General features: G+C 57.0%; 40 protein-coding genes and 2 pseudogenes. 22 read left to right on the top strand and 20 right to left on the bottom strand.

Features of this window, described 5'->3' with window-relative positions; genetic code table 11:
• Positions 1–23 precede the first annotated feature (23 nt).
• Complete coding sequence (locus G9Q84_RS15215) at positions 24–209, top strand: hypothetical protein (protein ID WP_181643628.1); 186 nt, start codon at positions 24–26, stop codon at positions 207–209.
• A gap of 397 nt (positions 210–606) precedes the next feature.
• On the opposite strand, the gene G9Q84_RS15210 is transcribed toward G9Q84_RS15215, so the two are convergent.
• The gene (locus tag G9Q84_RS15210; RefSeq protein ID WP_181643627.1) at positions 607–1029 is read right to left on the bottom strand and encodes a hypothetical protein; all 423 of its coding nucleotides are present in this window, start codon (positions 1027–1029) and stop codon (positions 607–609) included.
• A gap of 117 nt (positions 1030–1146) precedes the next feature.
• Between G9Q84_RS15210 and G9Q84_RS15205 the strand changes: the two genes are divergently transcribed.
• Positions 1147–1581 carry a hypothetical protein gene (locus tag G9Q84_RS15205; protein ID WP_181643626.1) on the top strand — a complete coding sequence of 145 codons (435 nt, stop codon included), beginning with the start codon at positions 1147–1149 and terminating at the stop codon, positions 1579–1581.
• Here G9Q84_RS15205 and G9Q84_RS15200 read toward each other — a convergent pair.
• From G9Q84_RS15200 to G9Q84_RS15115, 18 genes are all read right to left on the bottom strand, one after another.
• On the bottom strand, positions 1574–1903 hold the full coding sequence (locus tag G9Q84_RS15200) for a hypothetical protein (protein ID WP_181643625.1): 330 nt from the start codon (positions 1901–1903) through the stop codon (positions 1574–1576). The genes G9Q84_RS15205 and G9Q84_RS15200 overlap by 8 nt on opposite strands.
• A gap of 69 nt (positions 1904–1972) precedes the next feature.
• The gene (locus G9Q84_RS15195) at positions 1973–2566 is read right to left on the bottom strand and encodes a hypothetical protein (RefSeq protein ID WP_181643624.1); all 594 of its coding nucleotides are present in this window, start codon (positions 2564–2566) and stop codon (positions 1973–1975) included.
• A complete protein-coding gene (locus G9Q84_RS15190) occupies positions 2563–4191 on the bottom strand; it encodes a YqaJ viral recombinase family protein (protein WP_181643623.1) in 1629 nt (542 codons plus the stop codon). The genes G9Q84_RS15195 and G9Q84_RS15190 overlap by 4 nt, the downstream gene beginning before the upstream one ends.
• On the bottom strand, positions 4188–4994 hold the full coding sequence (gene bet, locus G9Q84_RS15185) for a phage recombination protein Bet (protein ID WP_181643710.1): 807 nt from the start codon (positions 4992–4994) through the stop codon (positions 4188–4190). Before bet ends, G9Q84_RS15190 begins: the two co-directional genes overlap by 4 nt.
• Before the next feature lie 168 nt (positions 4995–5162).
• A complete protein-coding gene (locus G9Q84_RS15180) occupies positions 5163–5357 on the bottom strand; it encodes a hypothetical protein (RefSeq protein WP_181643622.1) in 195 nt (64 codons plus the stop codon).
• Complete coding sequence (locus G9Q84_RS15175; protein WP_078825158.1) at positions 5354–5539, bottom strand: hypothetical protein; 186 nt, start codon at positions 5537–5539, stop codon at positions 5354–5356. Before G9Q84_RS15175 ends, G9Q84_RS15180 begins: the two co-directional genes overlap by 4 nt.
• Positions 5536–6453 (bottom strand): hypothetical protein, encoded by a 918-nt coding sequence (locus tag G9Q84_RS29340; RefSeq protein WP_242461443.1) that lies wholly within the window; start codon positions 6451–6453, stop codon positions 5536–5538. Before G9Q84_RS29340 ends, G9Q84_RS15175 begins: the two co-directional genes overlap by 4 nt.
• A gap of 257 nt (positions 6454–6710) precedes the next feature.
• Positions 6711–7007 carry a hypothetical protein gene (locus G9Q84_RS15165; protein WP_095184961.1) on the bottom strand — a complete coding sequence of 99 codons (297 nt, stop codon included), beginning with the start codon at positions 7005–7007 and terminating at the stop codon, positions 6711–6713.
• Between the two features lie 420 nt (positions 7008–7427).
• Positions 7428–7811, bottom strand: coding sequence for a response regulator transcription factor (locus tag G9Q84_RS15160; protein ID WP_181643621.1), 384 nt, complete (start codon positions 7809–7811; stop codon positions 7428–7430).
• A 660-nt stretch (positions 7812–8471) separates the two neighbouring features.
• The gene (locus G9Q84_RS15155; protein ID WP_181643620.1) at positions 8472–8723 is read right to left on the bottom strand and encodes a DUF1654 domain-containing protein; all 252 of its coding nucleotides are present in this window, start codon (positions 8721–8723) and stop codon (positions 8472–8474) included.
• A gap of 171 nt (positions 8724–8894) precedes the next feature.
• Positions 8895–9305 carry a VOC family protein gene (locus tag G9Q84_RS15150; protein WP_181643619.1) on the bottom strand — a complete coding sequence of 137 codons (411 nt, stop codon included), beginning with the start codon at positions 9303–9305 and terminating at the stop codon, positions 8895–8897.
• 215 nt (positions 9306–9520) lie between these two features.
• Complete coding sequence (locus G9Q84_RS15145) at positions 9521–9844, bottom strand: DUF2388 domain-containing protein (RefSeq protein ID WP_181643618.1); 324 nt, start codon at positions 9842–9844, stop codon at positions 9521–9523.
• A 109-nt stretch (positions 9845–9953) separates the two neighbouring features.
• Positions 9954–10385 carry a hypothetical protein gene (locus G9Q84_RS15140; RefSeq protein ID WP_181643617.1) on the bottom strand — a complete coding sequence of 144 codons (432 nt, stop codon included), beginning with the start codon at positions 10383–10385 and terminating at the stop codon, positions 9954–9956.
• A gap of 259 nt (positions 10386–10644) precedes the next feature.
• Entirely contained in the window at positions 10645–11409 is a 765-nt protein-coding gene (locus G9Q84_RS15135) for a DUF1828 domain-containing protein (RefSeq protein ID WP_181643616.1), read from the bottom strand.
• Entirely contained in the window at positions 11406–11930 is a 525-nt protein-coding gene (locus G9Q84_RS15130) for a hypothetical protein (RefSeq protein WP_164444897.1), read from the bottom strand. The genes G9Q84_RS15135 and G9Q84_RS15130 overlap by 4 nt, the downstream gene beginning before the upstream one ends.
• Before the next feature lie 134 nt (positions 11931–12064).
• A complete protein-coding gene (locus G9Q84_RS15125; RefSeq protein ID WP_181643615.1) occupies positions 12065–12283 on the bottom strand; it encodes a hypothetical protein in 219 nt (72 codons plus the stop codon).
• Positions 12280–12513: a hypothetical protein gene (locus G9Q84_RS15120; protein WP_181643614.1), complete on the bottom strand. Its 234-nt coding sequence runs from the start codon at positions 12511–12513 to the stop codon at positions 12280–12282. The genes G9Q84_RS15125 and G9Q84_RS15120 overlap by 4 nt, the downstream gene beginning before the upstream one ends.
• Positions 12514–12531: 18 nt before the next feature.
• Positions 12532–13191, bottom strand: a complete 660-nt coding sequence (locus tag G9Q84_RS15115; RefSeq protein WP_181643708.1) for a LexA family protein — start codon at positions 13189–13191, stop codon at positions 12532–12534.
• 88 nt (positions 13192–13279) lie between these two features.
• Between G9Q84_RS15115 and G9Q84_RS15110 the strand changes: the two genes are divergently transcribed.
• From G9Q84_RS15110 to G9Q84_RS15045, 15 genes and pseudogenes are all read left to right on the top strand, one after another.
• The gene (locus G9Q84_RS15110) at positions 13280–13492 is read left to right on the top strand and encodes a transcriptional regulator (protein ID WP_178955860.1); all 213 of its coding nucleotides are present in this window, start codon (positions 13280–13282) and stop codon (positions 13490–13492) included.
• Positions 13493–13703: 211 nt separating this feature from the next.
• A pseudogene (locus G9Q84_RS29620) lies at positions 13704–13946 on the top strand (replication protein); the annotation flags it as partial.
• Between the two features lie 276 nt (positions 13947–14222).
• Positions 14223–14561, top strand: a complete 339-nt coding sequence (locus G9Q84_RS29615; protein ID WP_338104101.1) for a hypothetical protein — start codon at positions 14223–14225, stop codon at positions 14559–14561.
• Entirely contained in the window at positions 14551–15357 is an 807-nt protein-coding gene (locus tag G9Q84_RS15100) for an ATP-binding protein (protein ID WP_181643612.1), read from the top strand. The genes G9Q84_RS29615 and G9Q84_RS15100 overlap by 11 nt, the downstream gene beginning before the upstream one ends.
• Complete coding sequence (locus G9Q84_RS15095) at positions 15357–15635, top strand: phiTE_015 family protein (RefSeq protein ID WP_181643611.1); 279 nt, start codon at positions 15357–15359, stop codon at positions 15633–15635. Before G9Q84_RS15100 ends, G9Q84_RS15095 begins: the two co-directional genes overlap by 1 nt.
• Positions 15632–16048 (top strand): recombination protein NinB, encoded by a 417-nt coding sequence (locus G9Q84_RS15090; RefSeq protein ID WP_032891187.1) that lies wholly within the window; start codon positions 15632–15634, stop codon positions 16046–16048. Before G9Q84_RS15095 ends, G9Q84_RS15090 begins: the two co-directional genes overlap by 4 nt.
• Positions 16049–16645, top strand: a complete 597-nt coding sequence (locus G9Q84_RS15085) for a recombination protein NinG (RefSeq protein ID WP_181643610.1) — start codon at positions 16049–16051, stop codon at positions 16643–16645.
• A complete protein-coding gene (locus G9Q84_RS15080) occupies positions 16642–16896 on the top strand; it encodes a hypothetical protein (protein ID WP_181643609.1) in 255 nt (84 codons plus the stop codon). The genes G9Q84_RS15085 and G9Q84_RS15080 overlap by 4 nt, the downstream gene beginning before the upstream one ends.
• A gap of 85 nt (positions 16897–16981) precedes the next feature.
• On the top strand, positions 16982–17575 hold the full coding sequence (locus G9Q84_RS15075) for a hypothetical protein (protein WP_242461442.1): 594 nt from the start codon (positions 16982–16984) through the stop codon (positions 17573–17575).
• Positions 17572–17805 carry a hypothetical protein gene (locus G9Q84_RS15070; RefSeq protein WP_181643608.1) on the top strand — a complete coding sequence of 78 codons (234 nt, stop codon included), beginning with the start codon at positions 17572–17574 and terminating at the stop codon, positions 17803–17805. The genes G9Q84_RS15075 and G9Q84_RS15070 overlap by 4 nt, the downstream gene beginning before the upstream one ends.
• A 326-nt stretch (positions 17806–18131) precedes the next feature.
• Complete coding sequence (locus G9Q84_RS15065; RefSeq protein WP_122463296.1) at positions 18132–18317, top strand: zinc finger domain-containing protein; 186 nt, start codon at positions 18132–18134, stop codon at positions 18315–18317.
• An 8-nt stretch (positions 18318–18325) separates the two neighbouring features.
• On the top strand, positions 18326–18658 hold the full coding sequence (locus tag G9Q84_RS15060) for a 3-methyladenine DNA glycosylase (protein WP_181643607.1): 333 nt from the start codon (positions 18326–18328) through the stop codon (positions 18656–18658).
• 222 nt (positions 18659–18880) lie between these two features.
• Positions 18881–19213: a phage holin, lambda family gene (locus G9Q84_RS15055; RefSeq protein WP_032891196.1), complete on the top strand. Its 333-nt coding sequence runs from the start codon at positions 18881–18883 to the stop codon at positions 19211–19213.
• A gap of 49 nt (positions 19214–19262) precedes the next feature.
• Complete coding sequence (locus G9Q84_RS15050; protein ID WP_032891197.1) at positions 19263–19454, top strand: hypothetical protein; 192 nt, start codon at positions 19263–19265, stop codon at positions 19452–19454.
• Positions 19451–19705 carry a hypothetical protein gene (locus G9Q84_RS15045; protein WP_122681620.1) on the top strand — a complete coding sequence of 85 codons (255 nt, stop codon included), beginning with the start codon at positions 19451–19453 and terminating at the stop codon, positions 19703–19705. Before G9Q84_RS15050 ends, G9Q84_RS15045 begins: the two co-directional genes overlap by 4 nt.
• A 26-nt stretch (positions 19706–19731) precedes the next feature.
• On the opposite strand, the gene G9Q84_RS15040 is transcribed toward G9Q84_RS15045, so the two are convergent.
• Positions 19732–20133, bottom strand: coding sequence for a hypothetical protein (locus G9Q84_RS15040; protein WP_122681619.1), 402 nt, complete (start codon positions 20131–20133; stop codon positions 19732–19734).
• Positions 20134–20214: 81 nt separating this feature from the next.
• Between G9Q84_RS15040 and G9Q84_RS15035 the strand changes: the two genes are divergently transcribed.
• From G9Q84_RS15035 to G9Q84_RS15015, 5 genes and pseudogenes are all read left to right on the top strand, one after another.
• Positions 20215–20838: a putative metallopeptidase gene (locus G9Q84_RS15035; RefSeq protein WP_122681618.1), complete on the top strand. Its 624-nt coding sequence runs from the start codon at positions 20215–20217 to the stop codon at positions 20836–20838.
• A gap of 31 nt (positions 20839–20869) precedes the next feature.
• Entirely contained in the window at positions 20870–21331 is a 462-nt protein-coding gene (locus tag G9Q84_RS15030; RefSeq protein ID WP_122681617.1) for a DUF2280 domain-containing protein, read from the top strand.
• Positions 21318–22619 carry a terminase large subunit domain-containing protein gene (locus G9Q84_RS15025; protein WP_181643606.1) on the top strand — a complete coding sequence of 434 codons (1302 nt, stop codon included), beginning with the start codon at positions 21318–21320 and terminating at the stop codon, positions 22617–22619. The genes G9Q84_RS15030 and G9Q84_RS15025 overlap by 14 nt, the downstream gene beginning before the upstream one ends.
• Positions 22616–24034 (top strand): DUF4055 domain-containing protein, encoded by a 1419-nt coding sequence (locus G9Q84_RS15020; protein ID WP_181643605.1) that lies wholly within the window; start codon positions 22616–22618, stop codon positions 24032–24034. Before G9Q84_RS15025 ends, G9Q84_RS15020 begins: the two co-directional genes overlap by 4 nt.
• A pseudogene (locus G9Q84_RS15015) lies at positions 24009–24821 on the top strand (phage minor head protein); the annotation flags it as partial. The gene G9Q84_RS15020 and the pseudogene G9Q84_RS15015, both read left to right, overlap by 26 nt.
• Positions 24822–25740: the final 919 nt, after the last annotated feature.

Raw genomic sequence — 25740 nt, 5'->3', positions numbered from 1 at the left:
GCAAAAACCTGACGGTGACTGCGATGAGCACGAAAACCGATGTGGAAGCGATACGCCTGATCGGCGCTGAGGTTGTCCGCCTGCTGAGCCTTCCTGATGAAGCGCTCGAAGCTGAGGTGCGCCCAGGACTTAAGTTGATCGCTGACCTGGCGAAGTGGCGTAACCTCGCCGGCCTGCCTGCTACTGAGCCGGCTGGCGTGATTCGTTAATGAGTGGGCTCATATGATTTCCCGCAGAACCAAAATCAGAAAATGAAGTCTTCATATTGGTTTGCAGCCATTAATTAAAACGGACAAAAAATCATGAGCCTAATTGACTGCCCTGAATGCTCTGCAAAAATCTCTGATAAAGCCTACTCCTGCCCCCACTGCGGAAATCCTTTTCGCGAGCCGCCATCTGGCCGCTATTTCAGCGAAAAAAACATTGGGCAGATTGCCGGCGTTACCGGCGTCTGGCTAACAGCTCCTTGGCTCGCACGGATGGTGTTTGGAGTCGTCGCTGTGATTGCGATAGCGGCAGTTTTCATAGTTCGCTCAAGCTAGAATCTAAAAATATCTGCGTCCGAGATTGATATGGGGTATTACGGGTTACCGGCATGGAGCCGGATCAGGCGGCTACGGCGTCTTCGAACTTGATAAGCAGGCTGCGGGTGTCGCTGGTGCAGCCGTCTTCTTTGACGCAGTACGTGGCCGGGGTGTGTTCGTAGATCCGTGTGATAATTCCTTGTTTGACCCTGGTGCCGATAGGCAGCGGCGGCTCGGGCTTGAACTCTTCAGCCCACGCTTTAACCGCCAGCTCCTCGGACCGATCTACGAGATAGTCGACCTCGTCCAGCGCTTCCATGTCATCCCGCGTAGTGTCCCAGGACGCATACTTATCTAGCTCCTTTGCCAGCTCAAAACCGTCCATGTGGCGGCGGTAGTGCTGGGCGATGGTGTCGGCGTCCCCATTGATCTTTTCAGCAACAACGGTGCAAGCCGCGAGAATCATTGCTTTATCAGCCTTCGGGCGCGGAGGAATGTTGCTCATGGGTTATCTCCAGTCAGGCGCCGCCCTCCGGTTACCGGATGCAGCGAGTAGGGTGGAATTTTGGAAAAGGATAAGGTATCAATCCGCACCTTGGATTTGAGCCTAGGAGGGACACTGATGCGACACGATATTTTTTGGCGTTTTATAGCGATGATTATGTTCAGCTTCACGCTGACCGGATGTATTCATTACGAGCACAAAAGTGCAGAAGGAAAATCAAGCGCCCAAATCGCTACGATCCAACAGTTCGACAAATCATTAACAATATTTAAGATCGACGACGATCAAACCCTTTATTGGTTGAGCCGCCAGAGCGAGTACCGACTGGGTGCAGGCAGGCATAAGATTCAAGTTCGTAAGTTTATTACCGCGCAACAGCAAACTGCTCCGATTGAAATGACTGTTGATCTGGTGGGCGGCCGTACCTATGGACTTTACGGAATATCATCGTTGACATGGTGGAGGTATGAAATTCGTGACGTTGAGACTGGGCAGCCAGCTGATGTCGCAGGCTCTGTTGTCAATGCAACACCTCCTGCATCGGTTAAATAGTTGGCCCGATAATCTCGTCGCCGGGGTCTTTCTGGATGGCGAGCAGGCTTTTATTTCGGAATTCCCGCGCCACACTTTCCGTAGGTTCGAAAACGTGGCGCGGCGGATTCAGCAGCGGCTGGCACTTTGCGGAACCCATCGCATGCAGGTGATGAATCATCAGCGTCATCGCCTCGCCCTGCTCAGTAATGCCTGACCACTCCATCAGGTCGGCCAGCGCTTGCCGGGTGCCTGGGCGTACCCTGAGCCTCAATTCCTCTTCGGCAAGTGCCACGCGCTTCCTGGCGGTTTTCGCCGAGCGCTCCTGCACAGTTTTGGCCATGGCCTACCTCTTCTATTCCACTGGCCGGCAGTGCGAGCCAGGTTTGACGTTTGCGTTGCTGGATGCGGGCTATGCGGCGCATGAAGTTCCGCCCTGGCGTGCTTTGGGATAGTCGATGCCGTGGGCGGCGATAATCCGCTCAAAGGCCTTGCTGCCGATTGCCAGCTTCCCGCAGCACTGGCGCCGGCTGATGCCTAGCTCCATGAATGCCCTTATCCGCTCGGCGAACTTCGCATCCCGCTCCTTATCAACCACGTTGTGCACCAGGTTGCGTGCACCACCTCGGGTTGGTGCCTTGAACGTGATGTCGTACCGCGCGGCGTGGTTGTAGATCAGCCGCCGACTTACGCCCAAGGCTGAGGCGACTTCGGTCTGGGTGTGCGTGATACCTAGCTGGCGTATCTGCTCTACCAGCTTCAGGCGGGCCTGGGTGCGGATGTCGTCCTTGTCGAGGGGCAGGGCATCTGCCTCAGCTTTGCGCCGAACAAACGGCTTCGGTGCTGGCGGCATCTGGTTGTTGTAGGTGATGGGTTTTGGCTTGTAGCCAGTGGGCGGCGCGACTTCGATCTCACCGCCAGATGCCACAAACTCAGCCATCTGCGCGGCCAGTTCATCGTGCGCCGGGCGCAGCCGTTCCACTTCGTTGCGGAGGATGCTGATCATGCTGCCGCCTTGCCGAGTGTCACCCCGGCCATGCTGAAGTTTGAACCCTGCGCTGCGACCATTGCGTCGAGCGCATCCCAGTTGACCAGAAGCAGTGTGATCGGCGCCTGACCATCTGCTACGGCCTTCACCAGTGCCTCGAAGTCCGTCACGTTGGCCTGAAGCGCTACCTGCTCGACCGCTTGGGTAGTTACTTGCTTTGCGGCCTGTGTCACGGGTGCTGAAGTCTGGACCGGCGCGGCGCGGACAGGCTCCGGTGTTGCCACCTTCTCCACGACTGGCTCTGGCTTGATAGCTGCCAGGCGCTGGGCTTCTTGCTCTTCGGCGATACGCTTCGCGTCGGCCTTTTGTTGCTCCGCCTTCTGGTGTTCGGAGATTCGAAATTTGATCAGTGTCACCAGGTCGTCATTGGCCTTGGTAACCAACTGCTGCACGTCACTGAACAGGAAAGCATGATCAACGGCGAGCTCTGCCAGACTGGTCAGGTTCAAGCGAATGCTTTCTGCTGCCTGACTTGCATCGATCTTCGCCCGGGCCAGTTCGGTATCAACTGCGTCCTGGAGGCTGGCGATGGTGCGCTTGTTCTTCATGGCGCCGGCGAAGTCGACGTGCACATTAGGCAGCGCCACCTGGCCCAAGGTCCTGTTGATCCCGGCGATGTGTTCTATAAGTGCTAGCTCGGCCTTTTGCTTAATAGTGGTCTTCACCAGCAACTCTTGAGCCTTCACCAGCTTGTCGACTTTCAGGCGGGTCTCGCGAGCATGCGCACCGATACGATCCAGCGACGAAAACAGTTCGTCGATGCTCTGAGTCTGCGACAGGGCCTGTTTCTTGGCGACCGCTACAGCCTCTTCAACATCGCTACACCACTTGACCGCTTTCTTCGCGTCGGCGAAGTCCTGATCCGTGGAAAGAGTGGTTTTCACCGAGTTGATGACAGCCAGCGCGGAGTCTTCAAACACCTTCAAGTTGCTGGCGGTGACCATCCCGGTCAGTTCGATGCGCAGCGCTGGCAGCTCATCAGGCGCCTTGCCGACGACGATTGAAGGGGCGTCGGCCATCTCGAAGTTGGCCAGGTCTGCCTCGAACTGTTTCCAGCCTTCGATCAACTGGGCCGCACGGCCGGCGACGGGCCGGTACTCCATGTGCACGAAGTTCTCCGCGGTGCCGTCCGAGCAAACAAAGATAACCCGCTCAGCACCGCTCACCAGCAGTTGCTGCTCAAGCTGCCAGTAGTAGTGCGGAGTCAGATCGCCAGCTTTCACCTGGGCCACGACCGACTCATTCCACAGCTTGTGCTCGAACAGGGTCTCTCCGAGCATCGTGGCGCCGTCCATAGAGGCCAGCAGGTTCCCCTCGGTAGCAACGATCGGATAAAGCTCTTCGCCGATCAGTGCTTCGGCCAGCGGGCGAGCCATGGCTTCGGTTGCGTGGCCTTTGTCGAAGATGAACTGCTGAGATGGCGTGACATCGGGCGTGATGCCGGTCTTCTTGGCGACCAGCAGGTCGGTGCGGGATTGATACTTCGAGGCGCCCATCATTGCTGGGGCTTCGGAGGCGGTGCGGAACTGGGCGCGGAGGGCAAGCCACTCGGCGGAGCCTTGAGCTACGTTGTGAATTTTCATGCTGCGTCTCCATCGAGGGCTTTGAGGTTGGTGATTTTTTCAATCTGCGCCGGGCTCAGCGTGTACTTGCTGCTGATGGTCGCAATGAGGTGTTCAGGGCTGGTTCGGTTCGAGTCGATAAGTGGCTGCCACTTCACGATGTTCTCGGTCAGCAGGTCGTCGGAGTAGGCGGGCAGCGTTTCCGGTTCAGGCTGGGCTTGCTGTCGTGGGCTGACATCGCGCGCCGGCTCCTCGAACGCTTTGCCTTCCATCTCGTCGGCCGTTGGCGCTGATCCAACTTCAGGGAAAGCTTTGCGCAGGGCTTGGGCCTCGGCGCATTTGGCGAGCTGTGCAAATGCTCGACGCTTCCACATGGCATTGGGCGCCGCGGTGTCCTTGCCCGATGTCGCGTAGTTTTCAAGCCAGCGCTCATTGGCCGTGTATTCGGCGACCAGACCGTTGCTCATCTGCCGCTTGACCGTCACACGACACCATTCGGGATACGTGACTTCTACGCCGCTCAGCTTCGCCGTTACTGGAGGGCCATATTCAGGCTCGCTGATTCCGGCGTACTGGCCGGTGCGCGCCGCCTGGATGCGGTATAGGCCGATGCCAGGCATCACCGTGTCCTGCATCTTTTTCGTTTTGGAGTTCCAGATCGGGACTATGTGTACCGGCTTCAACATTGGGTCCAAGTGCGCGGCCTGGCAGTAAGCCAACACCATCACGACTGAGTTCTTTTCGGCGCCGGGGTAGAGGCTGCTGCTCAGCACGTCAACGAGCGCGGCCTCCGACATCGCAGGCTTGTTGTCGTCCTGCTTCATTACTGCGGACATGGGGAATCCTTGCCGCGATGCTCGCAGCGATTGAAGGTGTTGGTTACTGGGTGATTCGATCAGCGAGGGCGCTGAGCAACATCAGGAAGGTGAAGAGGGCAAGTACAGGGAAAGCGCCACGCCAGATGAGTAGGCGCCTAGTGCGCTGGTGGGGAGTCAAGGCCGAACCCTCACCGCGATTCGGCCACCCTTCATTGTCGGCGCCAGGCGCTGCGGCAGATCCCGCACCAAGTCTTCACGCTTACGCCCGATTAGTTCGTTGAAGGGACGGCCGAAGCCCAAGATCGCGATGCGGCGCTCTATGTCGTCGAGCTGCTCGTCGACGAGTGATTTAACCGCTGCAGTGGTCATGCTGCCTCCTTGCGCGAGACTTTATTGAGGCGTGCGCAGTAGTGGTCGAATTCTTTGAGGGTTAGCGACTGATCAACGAGGAATTGAGTGATCATCCGCTGAACAATTACCGCCTCTGCCTGAGTGCTTGCTGCGTGCTTGAGGCTTTCGAGCGCGTCGTCGATAAGGATGTGAGCGCTCATAGGTCCGCATCCACGTCGTCTACGAGCTCTTCCCATTCTGCTGCAACCGCGTCGGCGGCGTAAGGCTTGAGCAGTTCCATGGCGATCTTCTCGGCCGCTTCGATAGGGCGGGGCTGGCCGATCAAGTCAGCAGCGTGGCCGCGTGAATCGGCCTGGCCACCAAGGATCGACGACAGAAACAGCCGGGCAAGTGAGTCACGTTGATCCAGGCCGTCGATTTGGCGCTGATTCAGGATGCCTTGCAGATAGGTGCAGTACCGATCAAACGTCACCACCTGCAGTTGGCCGTGGCGACGCTTCCACTTGATGTCCATGCCGCACACCAGCTGTTCCGCCGAATGTTCAAGCCACTCCTGTTCCGGATTCGCGTCGCTGACATCTGGAGGCAACTGAGCGTCGAATCGCTCTTGGCATAATTTCAATACTGCGCTCATGGTCGCCTCCGAGGCGGCTGGGTGGGTTAGTCGGTGTAAGCGACGTATTTGAAGTGGCCGTCTTTGAATCCCGTCATAAATAGGCCTGTCGGGCACTTGACCGGTAAGGTTGTTGGTAGTGGGTAGGGAGGTGTCTATGCGGGGGAAAACTGGAAAATCGTCAATCAATAGCGCTATGATAAATTTCAGTTTTTCAGGGAGATCAATGATGTTTTTAAAGCGAATTTCTGCAGCGCTTCTGCTATTGAGCGTTTCCTCGGTCGCAAGTACCTTGGCAAGCGCAGCAGAGGACGACACCGAAAACGCCGTCAATTTGCTGGCCATTGAAAGCCTTTGCGTCAAGGCCAATCCAGATTCGAATAGCAGCGTTGAGAACGCTTTAAATAGCGATCCGGAGACGACCGATTCGCTTAGAGCAGAAGTTCGCCGAGTCAAAGCTGATCCAGCTTCCAAAGCAAAAATCCAATCGTTGGCGTTCAATATGAGCAACTCTGTCGTCGTATCTAAGCTTCCAGATATGTGCTCGTACTACCTCCCCAAGAAGTGAGAACGCATACCTTATGCTAGGTGTCTCGCACCTGCGGGGTTGGCGTCTGACATCGTTGGAAGGCTCTCATCGCACAGTCAGCCTAAGCTGACCGCAACCGGCGCCGGGTGCCGCCCAACGTTACCGGCGCTTGCTGGCATCGATCTCGCCCCAGAGCGCATTGACGATTGGCGGCCTCCATTGCTTGGGGTTAGGCGGTAGCTTTGGCTGCGATTAGCCGCTTGGCCTCTATCTCTTCGTCGAATGACAGAAGGTGAGGCGCTACTAGGTAAAGGTTGAGCAATCGTTCGCTTTCATCCGTTGACCATGTCTGGTCGGCTAAGCGTTTTTCGTCGTACTTGGCATAAGCCAAAAGAGCCGATTCGATAACTCCACTCATGGTTCTGCGCTGGATGCGACCCATCACGTCGAGCATGTACTTAACGCGAGGGCTGATTCGAACGCCGATTTGGGCGCTCCTTGTTTTTACGCCAACCTTCTTGGCCATGACTCTCTCCGTTCGTTGGTTCACCTGTATTCGTCAACACTCATGCCTCCCGCTGGTTGTCGATGGGCGCGGGGGAGGAGTGCTGACGTAATAGAGGTAGTGGGGGGGAAGGGTGAAGGCTTATCGCACTGCTATATTTGAACCAGTTGTTCGAGGCCGAGGAGAGCGAAATGAGCAGGGATGAAAGCAGGTACAAAGCAACTTGCAGCGCTTGTGGTCATGCGGGTGTTCAGGTCAGGAGCTCAGATGACTGGGGGCGTACCGAAGAGTGGTGGGAGGGCTTTGATACCACTCCCGCAAATGACTACGAGTACTATCGGAAAAGATCTGATGCACTCGTGCCTGTCTGTAAGTGCGGAAGCAAAAACATCGATGTTGGAGAAGCCATACCCAGTTGAAGAGGCTCATCGATATTGGTGTTCACACAGCCAGTTCTGCGCACTCAGCCCGGCGCACCATCCGCACCTGGGCCATTCGCCTTTCCGGCGCCCGGCGATCACGACGCAGGGAGTCGTCACTGATCATCGAGTGCATGGCGATCAGCGCCGCCAGCACAAAGCACACCGGCGTGATGATCTGGCGCTTCATTGCCTCAGCCACCAAAGCAGTACGCTTCGTCACACCCAGCTTGAACATCGCATTGGTCAGCCGCTTCTTGACGGTGCCTGCCTCAATGCCTGCCTCCCGGGCGATCTCCTTCGAGGTGAAGCCCTGGGCAATCCAAAGCAGGAACTGAAGCTCTCGCGGCGCCAGGCCTCGTCCGAGGTGGCCTTTCCATGAACCGTTGATGATTGTTGCTTCCATCGTGGTAACCCTCGGTTGGTTTCCCGTTAGGCCCTGTTGCCAAGGACTATCGGTGAAACCCCCGACCTCGCTAGTGGCGTCAGGCCGGGGTTGTTGCGTCAGCGGTGTGGCCCGTTGCCCGCTGCTGATTGCAGGGCAGGCCGGTCGTCATCGGTGTGGGCTTCGAGCTTCCTACTCGCAGCGTCAAACAGCATCTGTTCGCCATGGATCACAGGTCCTTACAACATGCACGCTACAGCTCTGAATGCCCTGGCTGATTGGGGCAGGGTGCATGAGGTCCGGCGTTCCCAGCCGAGGCTATCGGGACCGCTAATTCTGTTCAGTTGAGTCTCCCTTCTACCGCTGGGATTCGCGGGGCGCATTGCTTGCCAGGTCATTCGCACGGTTCGAGCGTTTCGCTCTCGATCAGCCGTACAGGATGTTCCTGTCGTGGGCGGGCTATCTGACCCGTCTAATCGCCGGTCGCCGGTAGAGGCAATGCGGTCTGTTGGTATTTCTGTATTGCGCTGACTGTTAAAGAGCGGCGCAGCTCTCGCTGCTGGCCGGCGATGTTCGTTGCTGGCTTGAGATGAAATATAAGCCAACTTATTTTTAGCGTCAATAAGCAGGCTTATATATTTTCCTGAGGACGATAAAAATCCCGCTCACTGGCGGGCTCATTTAGGAATCGCAGTACTCGTTCCAGCCGATCCTGACGGCTCCGTCTTCCAGATGCTCGACTCTTATCCCGGCGGTATCGCCAATGTCTTGGATGACCTGGTGCCAGGCTTCAGGGCTTTCATCGTCGCGCCTGGAGACCTCGACCAACTGAATCCGCTGTACCCGGGGAGAGGCGATCAACCCTTGCAGGCGGCGGCCAACAAGCTCGTAGGAATTTCTCGGTTTTGGTGCGGGGTAGGGTTCCTGGTTCATGTGTAGCTCCTTGCGAATACTGTATGTATACACAGTATTTGTGCTGTCATGTATTGGCAAGAGGGCAGCAAGAAGTTTAATGCATAAATGCATATTTTATGATGGGTGCTTTCCGGCAGGAATGAAAAAGCCCGCGGTGGGCGGGCTTTAAGCGAATACGGTGAGCGGCGGCTACCCCGCCAAGTCCAAATCACCACGATGAGCGATATGTACCTTGTTGCCATCTGGATCACGTAGGTACGCACCGTAGTAGCCGTCACCATAGTGGGGACGTTGGCCAGGTTCACCTTCATCAGATCCGCCCGCAAGAAGCCCAGCTGCATAGGCGCTGTCTACCGCATTTGGAGATGGTGCGGTGAAAGCCACCATGCTGCCATTCCCTGTTCCGGCTTCATTTCGGTCATAAGGGCTGTACACATAAAAGCGAGGGAGGACGCTATTTGGCTTAATCCAGCATGCCGAAGGTGGCCCGCCATCAGGCGTTACAGGCCTACGACAGAGCCCCAGGGGGATCAGCACCGCGTCATAGAAGGTAGAGGCCTTATCAAGATCGTTTGTCCCAACGGTTACGTGACTGAACATCCTGTATTCCTACTTACGAAGGCGAGGCGTTATCGTGTCATTTTGACGGTGGGCGTGTATAGCCGTCGTTGGGTAAGTTGGGGAGGGCGAGTTTCGGCCCTCCAAATCTCAGACAAAGAAAAGCCCGCGATGGGGGGTAGCGGGCTTAAAGGGTTTCACTAGGAGCTGGGATAACCATAGGCGCCCTACTGTGAAAAGTTCGTGAATGCTCGTGCTCAGTACGAGGTAGCGATTGCCTGTGCCAACTGCCGGTCGGTCATTAGAGGCGGCAGGTATGTCGTGCGATAAAAGCGAACTGCCTGTTCAAATTGGGCTCCGCGAATCTCGCCTTTTGAACCGATGAACGCAAGGGCGTCAGCCTTTGCAGGCTTGAAGTTATTTGAGGCCAGCATGGTAAGTCCGGTAGTTCCCGCAACGGTGTAGGTTGGAGCCATTAGCACTGACAGCATCGAGTTATTGTAGGAGTCGTCGGACCCCTCTGAAGCATGAGCATTGATCGATACCATAAGGGCTGCAGCTACAATCTTCCATGAGTCCATTCTTCGTTGCTTCCATTGCGATCAGAGGGCGCCACGATAGCAGAGTAGGGGATCACCAGAAACAAGAAGCCCGGCCTAGCGCCGGGCTTCGATGTAACAGCGTCAGAAACTAACGATGCTTGTTTTTGTCTTTATGCTTGTTGTTCCCTTTGTGCTTCTTACCATCCGATCGATGACCGCTCTCATCATCCGCCAGGTTATTTCCTAGCGCGCCACCCGCCGCGCCGCCGAGACCTGCACCGATAGTCGAACCAGTTGTTCCGCCGAGGCGATTACCAATGAGAGAGCCGCCAGCCGAGCCGATACCGCCGCCTAATGCTGCTTCGGCTCTGTTGCCTCTTTGAGCGCCGACAGCACTGCCGGCTGCACCACCTACGCCTGCGCCTACTGCCGCGCCAGTTGAGCCGCCGAGCTGTTGGCCTACGATATTGCCAAGTGCACCACCAACGCCGCCTCCAAGGCCGGCTGTGCCGTCTCCGGCAGCCATTGCTCCTTGCGAAATGAGGACGCCCAAGAATAGGGCGGGCAGTGTCATTTTCATTTTGTGAACCTCTATGGGTTGTCAGCAGGCGCTCACGGTTTAAAGCACGCCTAGCATTACGACTGGAGTAGAAGTTTGTAGTTCTCTACGGGCGGTGCCTGCGGGCGAATGGTTGTAACAAGATATGCCGTGATGGATTCGGTTCCGGAGGTCGGGCTTAAGCGGGTGCTGAGAATTGGGATGACCAGAGGAGCCCGAGTGTGAATGGGCAGAAACAAGAAGCCCGGCGCTGGGCCGGGCTTCTGCATCTAAAACTTGATCAGGCGGCCTGCAGCGCTGCGTAGAGCTTCTCGCTATTTCCCTCGAAGACCACAATCGATGCGGTTTCGGCTAAAGCAACCATGGCTTGCTGAGTGGACTCATCTTCGCCACGCTCCAGGATTACGGTGCGCTTGGTATTGTCGCCAGAATTTTTCAGATCGCCCATCTTGCCGACGGCTCCATAGATACTTGCCCAGTTTGGTTTTCCAGCAGATCCGGCGGAGATAGTTTGGATGACCATCTGATTTGCGGTTCCTGGGTTTAGCACAAAAGGAAAGGAAAGCTGATGTCCGCTAGCCCCTGCCAAAATAAAATCTCGTCGTAAGCGGTCTTTATAAATGCGCGACAAGATGGATCCGACCTTCCGCTGGAATTTGGGCGTTTGAATTACGAGCAAATCGCTGCAGGCGTCACCGATTCTGGAGGCGGCCTCAATGAATCTAGCTATCTGAAAACCTGCCTCGCCCTCAGGGCAGACAGTGTGAAGCTCGCCATTATCAGATAAGGACATTCCGCTCAGCTTGGCGATATCTCCGAATTTCTTGGAGCGCCTCTGGTCTGGGGCTATCCCATGAGTCATAGCAGTGAACAAAATGTCGGAATTATCACTTATGCGAACTAGTCCGCGCCCAATATCCTGAACGAACGCGCCTATAGCCATGCCGTCGAAGGAAAGCTTGAGAGGGGATTGAATGTAGGCCAGTCCATCGTTGATATGACGGCAACGAAAGCCCAGCTGCCTGCTGATGTCTGCACAGTTCATAGTAAGTCCATTTGCCCGCTTTCTGATTGCGGCTGTCGCGGCGGCAACGTAAAAGGTGGCGCCCCTGAAATATTGGCACGCTCTAGGAAGATACGCCATAACGCCTGAATGTCGGTCCGATCAATGGGCTCTGCGTATCCTGAAGATCCTTCAGGGACTGGCACGTGCACATGAGGATGGTCCGCATTTTTCCCATAATGCGGCATGCCCTTTCCGATAGTGTTGACGTGTTCGCTTGGACCATTTTCGTCAAGGGCCAGCAGCCTGGCGCCACCAGCAACAAAGGTCATTGATACCTTGTCCGGCACTCCGTCGAAGTCACTGTACTTATGGAAAATATCTAGGAAGTAGCCCTCTTGGACGACATCTTTAATCGATATAGGGATGCGACACTTGTGGGACGCTGGAAACCCTTTCCCGCCCTGGGCCTTCCAGATAATGGTCTTGGCTCCAGCCCAGGATTTTGGGACGGAAATTGCCGCCATGGCATCTGTGTACGGAATCTTGCCGGCTTGCGCCATTCCCTGCTCCTATAATTCACGAGCCTCAAATGAGCGCGCTTCCTTTTTTTGGTTCAGTTGAAACCACTATGTCACCCGGCGGAGCGCACGAAGCCTACCTAGGCGTCGATCGCACATTCCTTCCCGCCTGCACCTCATCCATGCACACCATAGAAGTGATTCAGCGCTATCAGCTCAACCACAGCCACGATGGCACAGAGCACAACGAAGCCAGGGCTGAAGACTCGCTTGCGATTAGATGAACCATCACCCAGCCAGAACGCGCCGGTGCAGAGGGTAAAAACGGCCATGAACGCCACCCAGGCCCAGATCCAAAACTTGCTCCAGAAGCGCTGCTTTCGCCATGCAGTCATTTGCGCTGCTCCGCAGCCCGAATTATCCGGCCGTCCTTCACCTCGTCTGCATACCCCACCAATTGATCAGCCTCTTCGTAGAGCGTACCCACCAGCCCCATCAGGGCTATGGCGTCGGCATCGCTGAGTCGGCTGGCCAACCTCCCCAGGTCGACACAAAATTGCTCAAGGTTGGAGGCTATCGCTTTGAGGTCGCGGCGCAATTGTTGATTAGGTTTCGTGAGGGCCATGGGGCCTCCTTGAACGCATCAGTAAAACTTCTGCAGCGCCTGCACTACCACGCCCACGACCCGGCAGCTCTCGTCTACCGCTTCGATTGGGTAGCTAGGGTTGAGTGGCTTCAGGAACAGCCGTCCGCCATCGCTGACCAGCTTCTTGAATGTCGCCTCATTGCTGTCTGGGAGCTTGGCCACCACCAGCTTACCTGGTGCTACTTCAGCCTCAGTGTCCACAAGGATCAGCGTGCCCTCGGTAATGCTCTGGCCGGCGGGCGCTGTCATCGAGTCACCTTTGACTGTCAGCCAGAACGCAGGGCCTTTGGCGTCGTACTCCGAAAACTCATACGAGTCCGAGATTCCGGTCGGGTAGGGCTCAACAGCTTCCGACCAGGCACCGGCGGCAACCCAGCTGACTACTGGGTAGCGGAATGATTTGGTGGGCTGGGCGGCAACTGAAATGTTCGATTCCGAGGCGCTCACTCCAGTCATTGGACCGGTGTTTTCCGAGAGCCAAATAGCGTTCACACCGCACACGTGCGCGATCTTCGGGAGGTGTGCGCTTTGAAGGTTTTTTCCGGTCTCCAGCTGGGAGATTACCGGCTGCTCAACACCCACTTTTAAGGCGAGAGCCTTCTGCGTCAGCTTGGCGTGGTTGCGTGCGGTTTTGATTCGTTCGGCGAGTGTGCTCATGAGCTGAAATTTATAAGTTCCCTTATTGCCTTGCAAATAAGTGTCCTTCTACTTAGGATATAAGCAGGCTTATCAGGAGGGCGCTCTTATGACCCCTATCGAAAGGCTCGTCGACTTCTTCGGCGGGCAAACCAAAACAGCTTTGGCGCTCGACGTCTCGCAGGCCGCGGTTTCGTACTGGGTTTCCGGGATTCATCCGATGGGCGCTGAAAAAGCATTTAAGGCTGAAGAGTTAACCGGCGGACAGATAACGGCTCGCGAGCTGTGTATGCGCCAAAGAGACATCCAGTCGGTCGCCTGACTTCCGCGCTCACTTGATCCGTGTAGCTAGTATCGGCCCAGACGGTCTGCGAAGTAAGAAACCTGAAGTTGCTGGAGTTTTATCCAGTGGGGTTTAGGAGGGGCGAAATGGGGAGCAGGGCGGGGAGGTTACCGCTTCCGCACCGAATTCCAGGCAAAAAAAAGCCGACGTACGAGGTCGGCTTCTTCAACAACTTTATGCGAGAGAAATCATGCCAAACATTGTTGCGTTACACAACCCTCGGGGATTCACCCGTATGGACAATAGCCTTATGGAGGCTTTGGCTACGGTTGATCTGCCAGCGCGTGAACTGCGCGTTCTCATGGCCATTGCACGCCAGACCATCGGCTATCAACTGGAAACCAAACGCCTGACTGCCGAGGATATCGGCAAACAGACCAACTTGCGCCGTGACGTCACGTCGAAGGCGATCAGCCACCTTCTTGAGCGCCGAATAATTTTCCGCGTTGGCGGGAGCCGTGGGGATATCGGCATCGCGCCAGTCCGTGAGTGGTCTTTCTTCGAAGAAAAACAACAACGTCTCACTGAGACCAAAACGTCTCACTCAGCCAATATCGTCTCACTGAGACCATCTGCGAGTGAGACCAAAACTGCTCACTCCCTTCTTTATACAAAGAAAGAACCCCTATTAACTCTTTCTTCGAAAGAGATTAATCCGCCCCAGGAGCTAGTCGAACCTCCGAAGCCTGATCGTAAGACTCCGTTCGGCATGGCGCAGTTGTTGGCCGACAACCCGCACAACGTCCCTGAGCAACTGCTGGCCGACTGGCTGACCCAGCGCAAGGCCAAGCGCGCTGCAGTGACCGCCACCGTCTGGTCAACTGTGAACACCGAACTGGGCAAGTGCGCCGAGGCCGGGATCACCGCCGAAGACGCAATCACCGAGGCGCTGAATTCTGGCTGGCAGGGTTTCAAGGCGTCCTGGGTGATCAAGCGCCTGGCGGAATCCGCGCCAGCCCCGGCACCCCAGTCTCGCCACACCGGTTTCGCCGAGCGCAACTACACCAGCGGCCTGATTCAGCGTGAGGACGGTTCCTATGCGATCTGAGCAAATCCAACCAACACCGGAGCTGCCAGCGGGCTCTCGTACCCAGCCTGCCCACTGCGAAACCCACGGCGATTACGACCAAAAGGTTTTCCCGGTGTTGGGCAAGGAGCTGAAAAGCGGCTGCCCTGAGTGCGGCCGGATTATTCGCGAGAAGGCCGACGCTGCTGAGCTGGCCAACAAGGCGATGGAGCTGCGCATGTCCATGGAGCGCAAGCTCGGCGCCGCGCTGATCCCCAAGCGTTTCGCCAGCAAGACGCTGGATGGATACGTTGCCACCACCACGGAGCAACGAAAGGCGCTGAACACCTGCCGCCGGTATGCTGCTGAGTTCGCGCAGATCGCCGAGACGGGCCGCTGCCTGTTGCTGCTGGGCAAGCCCGGCACCGGCAAGACGCACCTGTCCGTAGCGATCGCCAACGAGATCATGGCCAAGTCCAGCGCAACGGCGGTGTACCGCACCATCGGCGCCGTGCTGCAGGCCATCCGCGCGACCTACGACCAGTCCAGCGACCAGAGCGAAAGCCAGATCCTGGCCAGCCTGATCAGCCCCTCACTGCTCATCCTGGACGAGATCGGCGTCAGCAAGGAGAAGCCCAGCGACTTCGAACTGACGACCCTGTTCGCGATCATCAACGGCCGGTACGAAGAGCTACGCCCTACGGTCATCGTTTCCAACCTGGATGGGCAGTCGCTGCCGGCGGCCATTGGCGAACGCTGCATTGATCGCTTGCGGGAGGGCGGTGTGATCGTGATCCCGTTTGAGTGGGAATCCCAGCGCGGCAAGGAGGGTTTCTGATGAGCGACGACAAGATGCGTGACGAGTTTGAGGCGTGGGCACTTGCCCGATTCATCAACTCCGACACCATGCGTCCTCTGGAGCGATATCCAGAAGATCCTGACGAATACCGGTACAGCATGGTGAATATGGCTTGGGTTTCCTGGAAGGCCTCCCGCGAGGCGCTGGTTATTGAGCTGCCTGACCACCTCAAGTACGCCGACCATGGAGAGGCCTTATATGTGGTCAAGGATTGTGCAGAAGCCATCGAAGCCGCGGGCCTTAAGGTGAATTCATGACCAGCCTTCAGATCCGCAACGAGTCAGATCGCAACAAGGCCATGGGATACATCGCCGGCCTGGATCTCGCAAAACCCAAGAAGCTGGCCATCACCGAAGTGGACCGCAGCGGGGAGCAGAACAAGGCCCTGCACGCGGCGCTGGCCGATATCGCCGCCCAGGTCGAGCACGCCGGGAAGAAGTGGGATGTCCTGATCTGGAAGCGCCTTCTGACGGCTGCGTGGCTGCGTGAGACGGGCGATCAGCCGCAGATGATACCGGCGGTCGATGGTAATGGCTTCGACGTGATTTATGAGCGCACCAGCAAGCTCACCGTGAAGCAGTGCGGCGAGTTGATTGAGTGGGTTCACGCCTTCGGCGCCGAGCACCAGGTGCGATGGACGCAAAAGGACAATTGGGGAGGGCGTTATTGAATGTCTATCGAACGGAAACAGCCCAAGCCGAAGACCTGCAAGAACCCGGATTGCGGGGAATCATTCGCCCCTCAGCGCCTCGGCCAGAAGGTGTGCAGCCCATCCTGCGGCCTTGCCATCAAGGACGTGAACGAAGCGAAGGCGCGCAAGGCGCTGGATCAGGTTGGACGGTCCGATATCAAGGTGCGAAAGGAGGCGCTGAAGAGCCGCGGCGAACGCATGCGCGAGGCCCAACAGGCGTTCAACGAATACATCCGCACTCGTGACCAGGCCGCCGGCCACCTGTGCATCTCCAGCGGCAAGCCATTGGACTGGAGCGGCAACGCAGTCGATGCCGGCCATTACCGCAGCGTTGGCTCCGCGCCTCACCTGCGCTTCGATGAGCGCAACTGCCACGCCCAGAGTAAGCAGGACAACCGGTTCCTCTCCGGAAATGCCGTGGATTACCGGATTGGCCTGATCGCACGCATTGGCCAGGAGGCCGTCGACGCGCTCGAGGCTGACCAGGGCACTCGCAAGTACACCATTGACGACCTGAAGGACATCAAGGCCGCCTACCGAGCAAAGACTAGAGAAATCAAGAGGGCAGCAGCATGACGCAAGTTGCGCAAATAACCGGCGGAGCAGCCAGGCCCTCAAAAGGCTGGCTTAAACCGATGTTTCCCATCACAGGGAAGGCTCGCTACTACGTTCAAGAAAAAGAATATGCCGCAATAACCAGTCAAGGCCGCGCGTATTTCTGGCGCTCTGAGTGTGGAATCGATGCGGTCAGCACCGAAAAGATGCCGATGTTTGAGCCTGGAAACTGGGACCGCTGCAAGAAATGCGCGAAGAGGGTCAAGCCATGACCATCACAGTAACGTTCACCACGCTCATCTGCATTGCCTGGTTCTTCCGGGAAGGGCAGGTCATTACCTGGTGGAGGGCTCTGCCATGATGAAATTGAACTCAGCGCGAATGGCTTGGCACGATGCTCTCTACACGCCGTGGGACAGTCAGGGCTCGCACATTGAGCAGATCGGCCTTCTGGGCTGCACCATCCAGACTACAGCCAAGTCCGTGAATAGCCACCACGCCATGCAGCAGTCGATATCGGCTCGGATTCAGCACGCCATTGCAACGCTGCCCGGCCAGCTCAAGGCGTTCGGCAATCACATGTACAGCCCCATCGCCACGGCTGACGACAAGGAAGAGGCTGGGGAGGTTGTTTTCCTGCGCGCCTACAACGCCGGGTCGAAGATGTACGCGAAGAAGTTCGAGAAGGCCAGGCTTGTTGCGGCCGGTGTGCTCCACCGCTATCGCCGGATGCACCAGGGCGGCCAGAGCGAGGGCATGGACCCTTGCTCGACGCCCGAAGCGTTCCGTTACTGGCTTGAAATGGAACTTGGACTGGAGCTTTCATCTGAGCAGTGGGGCAGGGAGTGGGGCGGCTTCATCGACCTCTGCTTCGAAGCGTGCAATGATCTTGATAAGGCGGCACTTGTGCCGGTATCAAGATGTATCAACATGATGAAGGAAGCAGCATGAGCAATGTCAGCGCTCTTTTGGATGCACGTCAAACCTACCATTTCACATCCAATGGAGCTCATGTCAAAGAGATCCACGTTCACGATCAGGCAACTTGGGACATCCTGACTGACCCTAAGGAATTCGTCATCAAGCATGATCCATCAGAGGATTTATGGACGCTCGATGACATTCCGCTTCTTCTACGGCCTGATCCGAAGAAGGCAGGCGACTTCACTTTTGTGTCTTGATCGATATTGGGCGGGCATACTTTCACTATGCAGTTGACGAAATGTCCGGCTGACAGTATCGTTTCACCACATTGAGTACTTTGCCTGCGGCAACTTGCTCCACGAAGCCCGCCAATGAGCGGGCTTTTTTGTGCCCTTCAGAAACGAGAAAGCCCCGCCAAGTGCGGGGCTTTTGCGTTGCGGCGAAAAAAGAGAGGGCGACTCCAGAGGGTGCTGTAACACCCTAAGGAGACGCCAGATCGCAGATCTAGCCTGCAAGCCAGCCAAGGCCCTCACTGCTCGCGCGAGCGGGAGGGAGCCTAGCAGATAAATAAACGGACTTGCAGATGTTGAAAGAATTCAGATGCGGTAACTGCAAAAGACTTCTCGCCCGTACGGGTGGGTTTACAGAGCTCCAGATCAAATGTTCCCGATGCGGGACGTTGAATCATGTGAAGGCCACGAGCCTCGAGCAATCGCCTTTGAGCGACATGAAAGCGGAATTCTCCGCGACAAATCATTCGACTCAATAGGTGACAAAATGACTGTACGAGTATTTGGCAAACACTTCAAAAATCTGTTCTTCAGCGGTATGGCCGCCAGCGTGGGTACGCTGTTCAAGCCAGAAGAAAATATTAACGGCATTCTCCTGTACGACCTGCGTACCTGGTCTAATAACGTCGTAAGTGTTGGCGTTAAAGCCCCGACGGATATCCTGTCTAGGGACCTGCCTATCATTTCCCAAGGTGAGACTGGCTTTCAGCCTATCCTCATTCCGGCCGGGCTTGGGGTGTATATCCAGCTCACCCAGACCTACAATATTCCGGCTTTCATTCGCTGGGATTTTTTGAACCCTGATGGCAGTGTTGCGTAAGCTCCGCTGAATGCTCTGAGCCCCACATAACGCAGGGCTCTAAAGGCAGAAAGCTTCAGTTCTATATCAAGCGTCACTTGCGGCCCCGTCATCGTGCGGGGCCGTTTTCGTTTTCGGCTCCACCACACCCATTGCTCCGAGCTGGGAGTGCTGCTGGGGCTGATTCAAATCTGCAGGTCATGGCCTGTCATATTCATAACTCCCTGACGGGGAGGAACCGAGATGTCCAACATGCCAGACAAACCAGACACATGGGCGATTGCGCTTGCGTGGTTGAGCCAGCATTCGCCAATCCTCTATGCGGCTGCGCTGTCCTGCGCCATGGCTGTCCTGCGTATCACCTACGGTGGTGGTACGCGACGCCAGATGCTGGTGGAGGGCGCTATTTGTGGCGGCCTCACCTTGACCATCATCAGCGGCCTGGACTTCTTTGGCCTGCCCCAAAGCATGGCCACCTTCGCAGGTGGATGGGTAGGCTTCCTGGGTGTGGAGAAGATCCGGTCAATTGCTGACCGCGTGACTGACTTCAAGCTGCCAGGTCGCAAGGTCGATTAATCCGCGCCACGTTTTCGAATGCGCCAAATCGTGGCGCGAGGTTTAGCAAATGAGCAACGTCAGCCGGCTGCGACACGTGCTACCAATGAGCCCGGACATCAACGCTGCGGTCGGCGCTCTCGACAAGGCTATTGCCGATGCTGTGGATGCTGCCAAGGCTGCCGGTTTGCCTCAGGGCCTGGTCGTCAGCCTGCTTCACGGGCACGCCCATGCACAGACACACCAAATGGTGACCGAATGACCGTCAAGGTACTGGAGTTCAAGCGGGAGGACTGGCGAGACGCTGCTAAAACCCTGCGCAAGATCGCCGATGACCTCGATGCCGGGGAGCATCCCGAGTGCACGGTAGGTGCCTTGACGCTGATCGGCGCGAAGGGGGAGGTCACCGTGTTCGGCCTTGGTCCCAAGTGCGATGACCTGCAATGCCAGGGTGCAATGCGTCTCGGTGAGCGGAAGCTGATTGATGTGCTGCTGGAAAATTCAGAAGGGTAAATTTCTGACCCGACTCGTCGCCCGCCTCAAGCCTTCGTTCTTTTCAATGTAAGGGCGAGCATGGAGCTCGAGACTATTCCTGGCATAAGAAATATGTATGTGAGTTCGGGCAGATCGCGCGTCCAGTACGCGAGGACCATACCCCAAATCATGGCAATCACCGCTCCCGATGCCAGCAAGTGTGAGTTGCGCACAACGGCTGTCGCTGACATTGAAAGTGCATAGATCTTCCATGCCGACCATATCGCGAACGCCGAGACGATTGCTGCGCCTATAAGTGCTAGCGTCCCAAGCGGAGGACTCTTGGCGACAAAGATGAGCGGGATAAAGAACGCCACTACGCCGACCGCGAAGAGAATAGTGATTGGTACAAGCCCGACAACCGCCGCAATTGTCAGTCCGATACGCAGCTTTATCAGGTTATCCATTTCCTACACCTTGAGCTCTATAGCGTTATCGGGCGGACTTATAACCGGCAAGTCGCGACTATTACAAGCTCAAGGTGAACCATGGATAGGCCATTTCCTCCGCCCTCAATACTTGAGCTGTCCGAGCTTTCCGACTTCGGTATCCGCCTGACCCCAGCTCCTGAGGTATGGGAATGGCTCCAAGCCGAGATCCTCGCCGACATGGGAACCATTCACAACGAAGACCATGCCCACCTATTGGATGCAGACATCCGGGTCATGTGGGCTTCGTCGAGCTTCGAGAAGCAGGGCCGCACAGTTCTGGGCCAGGCCGAACAGGTAGCGTTCCGCGCGGGTGGGTGGCAGAAAGCCCGGATGGAGCAGCAGATGCGTGATTGGTTCGGTGATGTGCCGGCCTTCATCATCACTCTGGCTGCTGACTACTGCGCCCAGTGCAGCGACCTTGAGTTCTGCGCCCTGATCGAGCACGAGCTTTATCACCTGGCTCATGCGACCGACAAGTACGGTCAACCAGCATTCACCCAAGATGGCGCACCGAAGATCAAGCTGCAGGGCCACGACGTCGAAGAGTTCGTCGGTGTCGTCCGCCGCTACGGTGTGAGCCCTGACGTTCAAGCGTTGGTGGATGCTGCAAACAGTCCTGCTGAGGTGGGGAAATTGAACATTGCGAGGGCCTGCGGAACCTGTCTGCTCAAGTTGGCCTGATGTAAGACAGGCGTGAGACGGAATCTAACTTATGGCAGCCCTGAAAAATGAGGTGAAGAGCTTCATCGTTCAGGCTTTGGCGTGCTTCGACACCCCAAGCCAGGTCTCACAAGCGGTGAAGCAAGAATTTGATGTAGATGTAACCCGCCAGCAGGTTGAGCAGCATGACCCGACAAAGCGCGCCGGCTCCCATCTGGCGCTCAAGTGGCAGACCCTCTTTCACGACACCCGTAAGCGGTTCCGCGAAGAGACAGCTGACATCCCGATCGCCAATCGTGCCTTCCGCCTTCGTGCCATGAACCGCTTCGTGGAGAGGGCCGAGTCGATGAAGAACATTGGTCTGGCTATGCAGATCCTGGAGCAGGCCGCGAAAGAAACCGGCGACATCTACGTCAATCGAGCGCGGAAGGAGGAGGCGGGCGACGAGCCGGTAATTCCGACTCGGATTCAGGTCGACGTGGTTGATGCGAGGAAACCGAATGCCGAGCCTTAACGTTCCGCAGGCTCAGTTCCTCACGCTGCCCCACAAGTTTCGTGCTTTCGTTGCTGGGTTCGGCTCGGGGAAAACATGGGTGGGCTGCTCGGCACTCAGCAAGCACTTCATGGAGTGGCCCGGCGTCAACGCTGGGTACTTCGCGCCGACCTACCCGCAGATCCGGGACATCTTCTATCCGACCATGGATGAAGTGGCCTATGACTGGGGGTTGAAGACCAAAATCAACCAGGCGAACCACGAGGTTCACATCTACAGCGGCCGGCAGTGCCGCGGCACTGTGATTTGCAGGTCTATGGAGAAGCCTCAGACCATCGTTGGCTTCAAGATCGGTCACGCTCTGGTGGATGAGCTGGACGTGCTGACGGCCATCAAGGCACAGCAGGCCTGGCGCAAGATCATCGCCCGGATGCGCTACAACCTGCCCGGACTGAAGAACGGGGTGGACGTCACCACAACGCCGGAAGGCTTTAAGTTCGTCTTTCTGCAGTTCGTGAAGCAGCTCCGCGACAAGCCGTCGCTCAAGGAGATGTACGGCCTGGTGCAGGCCAGCACCTTCGACAACGAGCTCAATCTGCCGGATGACTACATCGCCTCCCTGATGGAGTCGTATCCGCCGCAGCTGATCATGGCGTACCTCAAAGGCCAGTTCGTCAACCTGACGTCCGGCACGATCTACACGGCCTACGACCGCAAGCTCAACGGGTGCTTCGACACCGTGCAGCCCGGTGAGCCACTGTTCATCGGGATGGACTTCAACGTCGGCAAGATGGCGGCAATTACCCACGTCAAACGTGACCAGGGGCTGCCCAGGGCAGTAGATGAGCTGATCGACGGCTACGACACGCCCGACATGATCCGGCGGATCAAAGAACGCTACTGGCAGCACGACGGCAACGATTTCAAGAAGACCTGCGAAATCAGGATCTACCCGGACGCCTCGGGCGATTCGCGCAAGTCCGTGAACGCCAGCATCACCGACCTTGCCATGCTCAAACAGGCCGGGTTCGCGGTCATCGCTCCAGCTGCAAACCCGCCGGTGAAGGATCGAATCAACGCAATGAACGCCGTCTTCTGCAATGCGCAGTGCGAGCGCCGCTACCTGATCAATTCGCTCACCTGTCCGACCTATGCCGATGGGCTGGAGCAACAGGTGTGGGGCGCGAACGGGGAGCCAGATAAAACCGCAGGCATTGATCACGCGAACGACGCCGGCGGCTACTTCATCCACCGCGAGTATCCGATCATCAAACCGGTCACCGCTATCAAAATGGGATACGCCCGATGAGTAACGACGTCTCCTTCAAGCGGGCGGAATACACGACAGTGCTGGACCGCTGGGCGACCGTTCGTGACGTCTGCGCCGGCCAGCACCGGGTAGTCGATCGGCTGCCGTACATCAACGCGCACGACAAGTCGCCGGAGAACGTAGACCGGAACAGGGCTTACCGCGAGCGGGCGGTGTTCAAGAACGCCACAGGGCACACCCGAAACGGGCTGCTTGGTCTGGCCTTCCATAAAGATCCGACCCTCGCGGTGCCGAAGAAGCTGGAATACCTGCAGGACAATGCTAACGGCTCCGGTGTCAGCATTTACCAGCACTCCCAAGGCACGCTGGAGAAGGTGCTTGAGGCTGGGCGCCACGGGTTGTACGTCGACTACCACCAAGACGACGGCATCGGCGGTCACTCTGTGATCCTTTCCTATTGCGCAGAAGACATCATCAACTGGCGCACGGGTATGGTGAACGGCCACAGCGTGCTGACGCTGGTGGTGCTGCGCGAGTCGCCGGAGATACCGGAAGGTTTTGGCTACAAGACAGCTGAGCAGTACCGGGAACTGGCGCTGGAGGAAGACGGCTTTGTTTGCCGGGTTTGGCGCCGGTCCGGACCAAAGGGTGGCGGCCCACTGGAGGTCATCGAAGAATTCAGGCCTAAAGGTGTCACTGGGCGCTTCAAAGAGATCCCGTTCACCTTCGTCGGCGCTCAGAACAACGACCCAAGCATCGACGAGTCGCCGCTGTACGACATCGCCATGATCAACCTGGGTCATTACCGGAACAGCGCCGACTACGAAGACAGCGTCTTCTGGTGTGGCCAGGCTCAACCGTGGATCTCTGGTTTGGATGAGCAGTGGCGCGACTGGATGGAGAAGAACGGTGTTTATGTCGGCTCCCGGGCACCGATGATGCTGCCAGCTGGCGGCCAGTTCGGTTACGCGCAGCCCTTACCCAATACGCTGGTCAAAGAGGCGATGGCCGATAAGAACCAGATGATGATTGAGCTGGGCGCACGGATGGTGGTGGCGTCACTTGCCACCAAGACAGCTACCGAGTCGCGCGGCGATCAGTCGGCATCCACATCGGTGCTCGCTGGTTGTGTGGCAAACGTCAGCGAGGCATACACGCGAGCCATCATGTGGTGCTGCGCCTACATGGGCGTTGCTGACAAGAAGGTCGCCTACCAGATTAATCAGGAATTCGTCGAGCTAACGGCGGATCCGCAGATGATCACAGCCTTGGTTGGCTTGTGGCAGAACGGCGGCTTCGCGAAGGCGGATCTTCGGGCGTACCTGCGCAAGCTGGGCTTGATCGCGCCAGAGCGAACAGACCTACAAATCGATGGCGAGCTGGAAGAGCAGGGCGACGGCCTGGACCTGGACGACGAGGACAAACCAAATGGCGGTAAATCCGGCAGTACTTGATGCCACGATCCGGCACGCGGTCTTCCTCGAAAAGCTCAAGGCAGGGGAGGTCGGCAAGTTCGCTCCCTTTCTCAAGGAGATTGACCGCTCAATTCGCGACCGGCTGACCCAGTCGGACCTGACTGAGTACAGTGTCAAACGCCTCGAAGCGCTGCTGAAGGAAGTGGATAGTCTGCTGCTGGGCATCTTCGACCGCTACAGCGCGCAACTGAACCTCGACCTGGTGGACATCGCCAATTACGAGGCCGAGTTTGAGGCAACCAGCCTTGCCAGATCGGCGCCGCTTGGAGTCTCACTGGATGTGGTTGCGCCGACGGCTGCAGCGATCCGCACCGCAGTGCTGACGAACCCGCTCAGTGTGCGAGGTACCGGTGGCGGGAAGTTATTGAAGGCCTTCATCAAAGGCTGGACCAGCGCAGAGCGTGAGCGCGTCACCGGCACAATCCGGCAGGGGTTCTTCGAAGGGCAGACGAACTTTCAGGTCATCCGCAACATTCGCGGTACCAAGGCGGCAGGGTACAAAGACGGCATTCTCGCTACCACCAACCGCAACGCCAGCACGGTTGTGCACACCGCGATTCAGCATGTGTCGTCCCAGGCCCGTATGGAGGTGGCCAAGGCTAATACGGATATCGTCCAAGAGATCCAAATGGTGGCGACGCTGGACAGCAAGACCAGCCAGCAATGCCGCTCGATGGACAAACGCAAGTTCCCGGTCGATTCCGGGCCACGGCCGCCGTTTCATCCGAATTGTTTACCGGGGCACACTCTTGTAACGGCCAGTAGCGGGATCGCGGGCGTAAGTAAACGGTGGTTCGACGGAGAAGTCGTTGTCTTCAAGACATCCTCTGGTCGTGTACTCACCTGCACGCCAAATCACCCGATACTCACGGACAAGGGATGGGTCGCTGCGAAGGAGCTTGATCTCCGAAGCAACGTAATCTGCGACGGCAGCAGTAAGTGGGCTGGTGTTGTTGACTGCGACGACCATGACATGCCATCCAGCATTCATGAGGTAACGGAAGCGTTCCTCAGTAATAGCAGCGTGCTTGCCTGTCCAGTGCCAGTGTCCGCCCCATACTTCCACGGCGACGGGGTGGGCAGCGAGGTCGCAGTTATAGGGGCCGATAGGGTGTTGGGTGGTGGGGTATATGCCGCGATTCACCAGCATCGTAAAGAGCTGGGTCTCGTACCTGGAGATGCGCGCCGATCGGGTCTGATTAGTAAGCGCGCGTTGAGCTTTCTCTTCCGCACTGTGGACTCTACCTCTTGCAGCTTCGTTAGCTCGCTGAGCAAGGCGCTTTCGCTCGTCCGGAGCTGTTGTAGCCATGCGCGCACTCTGCTGCTCACTTCGGTTTCTAGTCGGAACACCTGCCAGCTTGAGATGCCTGATGATGACATTTGGGGCGACCTTGAAATAAGTAGCTATACCGGAGATTCCGACGCCGGAATTGAACATTTCAATCAGTCTTTCGGTCGGCAGTTCGATTTTCGGCCTTCCGGCGTTACGCATGACGACGCCAGCCTCACTGAAGGATCGATAGAGTACGGCTCTGCTGACACTGAATTGGCTGCAAATATCATCAATGGATGCTCCGGCCACGTATTTTGCGACCAGATCGTCGAGATTCGGAACGATGGTTTTTCTGGGCATGTTTACAATCTCGAAACGGTAGAGGGCTGGTATTTTGCTGGTGGAATCGTAA

This window comes from Pseudomonas sivasensis, assembly GCF_013778505.1.
In the GTDB taxonomy this organism is placed as follows: domain Bacteria; phylum Pseudomonadota; class Gammaproteobacteria; order Pseudomonadales; family Pseudomonadaceae; genus Aquipseudomonas; species Aquipseudomonas sivasensis.
Note: the sequence above shows the minus strand (reverse complement) of the source record. Positions and strands in the feature narration are given on the sequence as shown.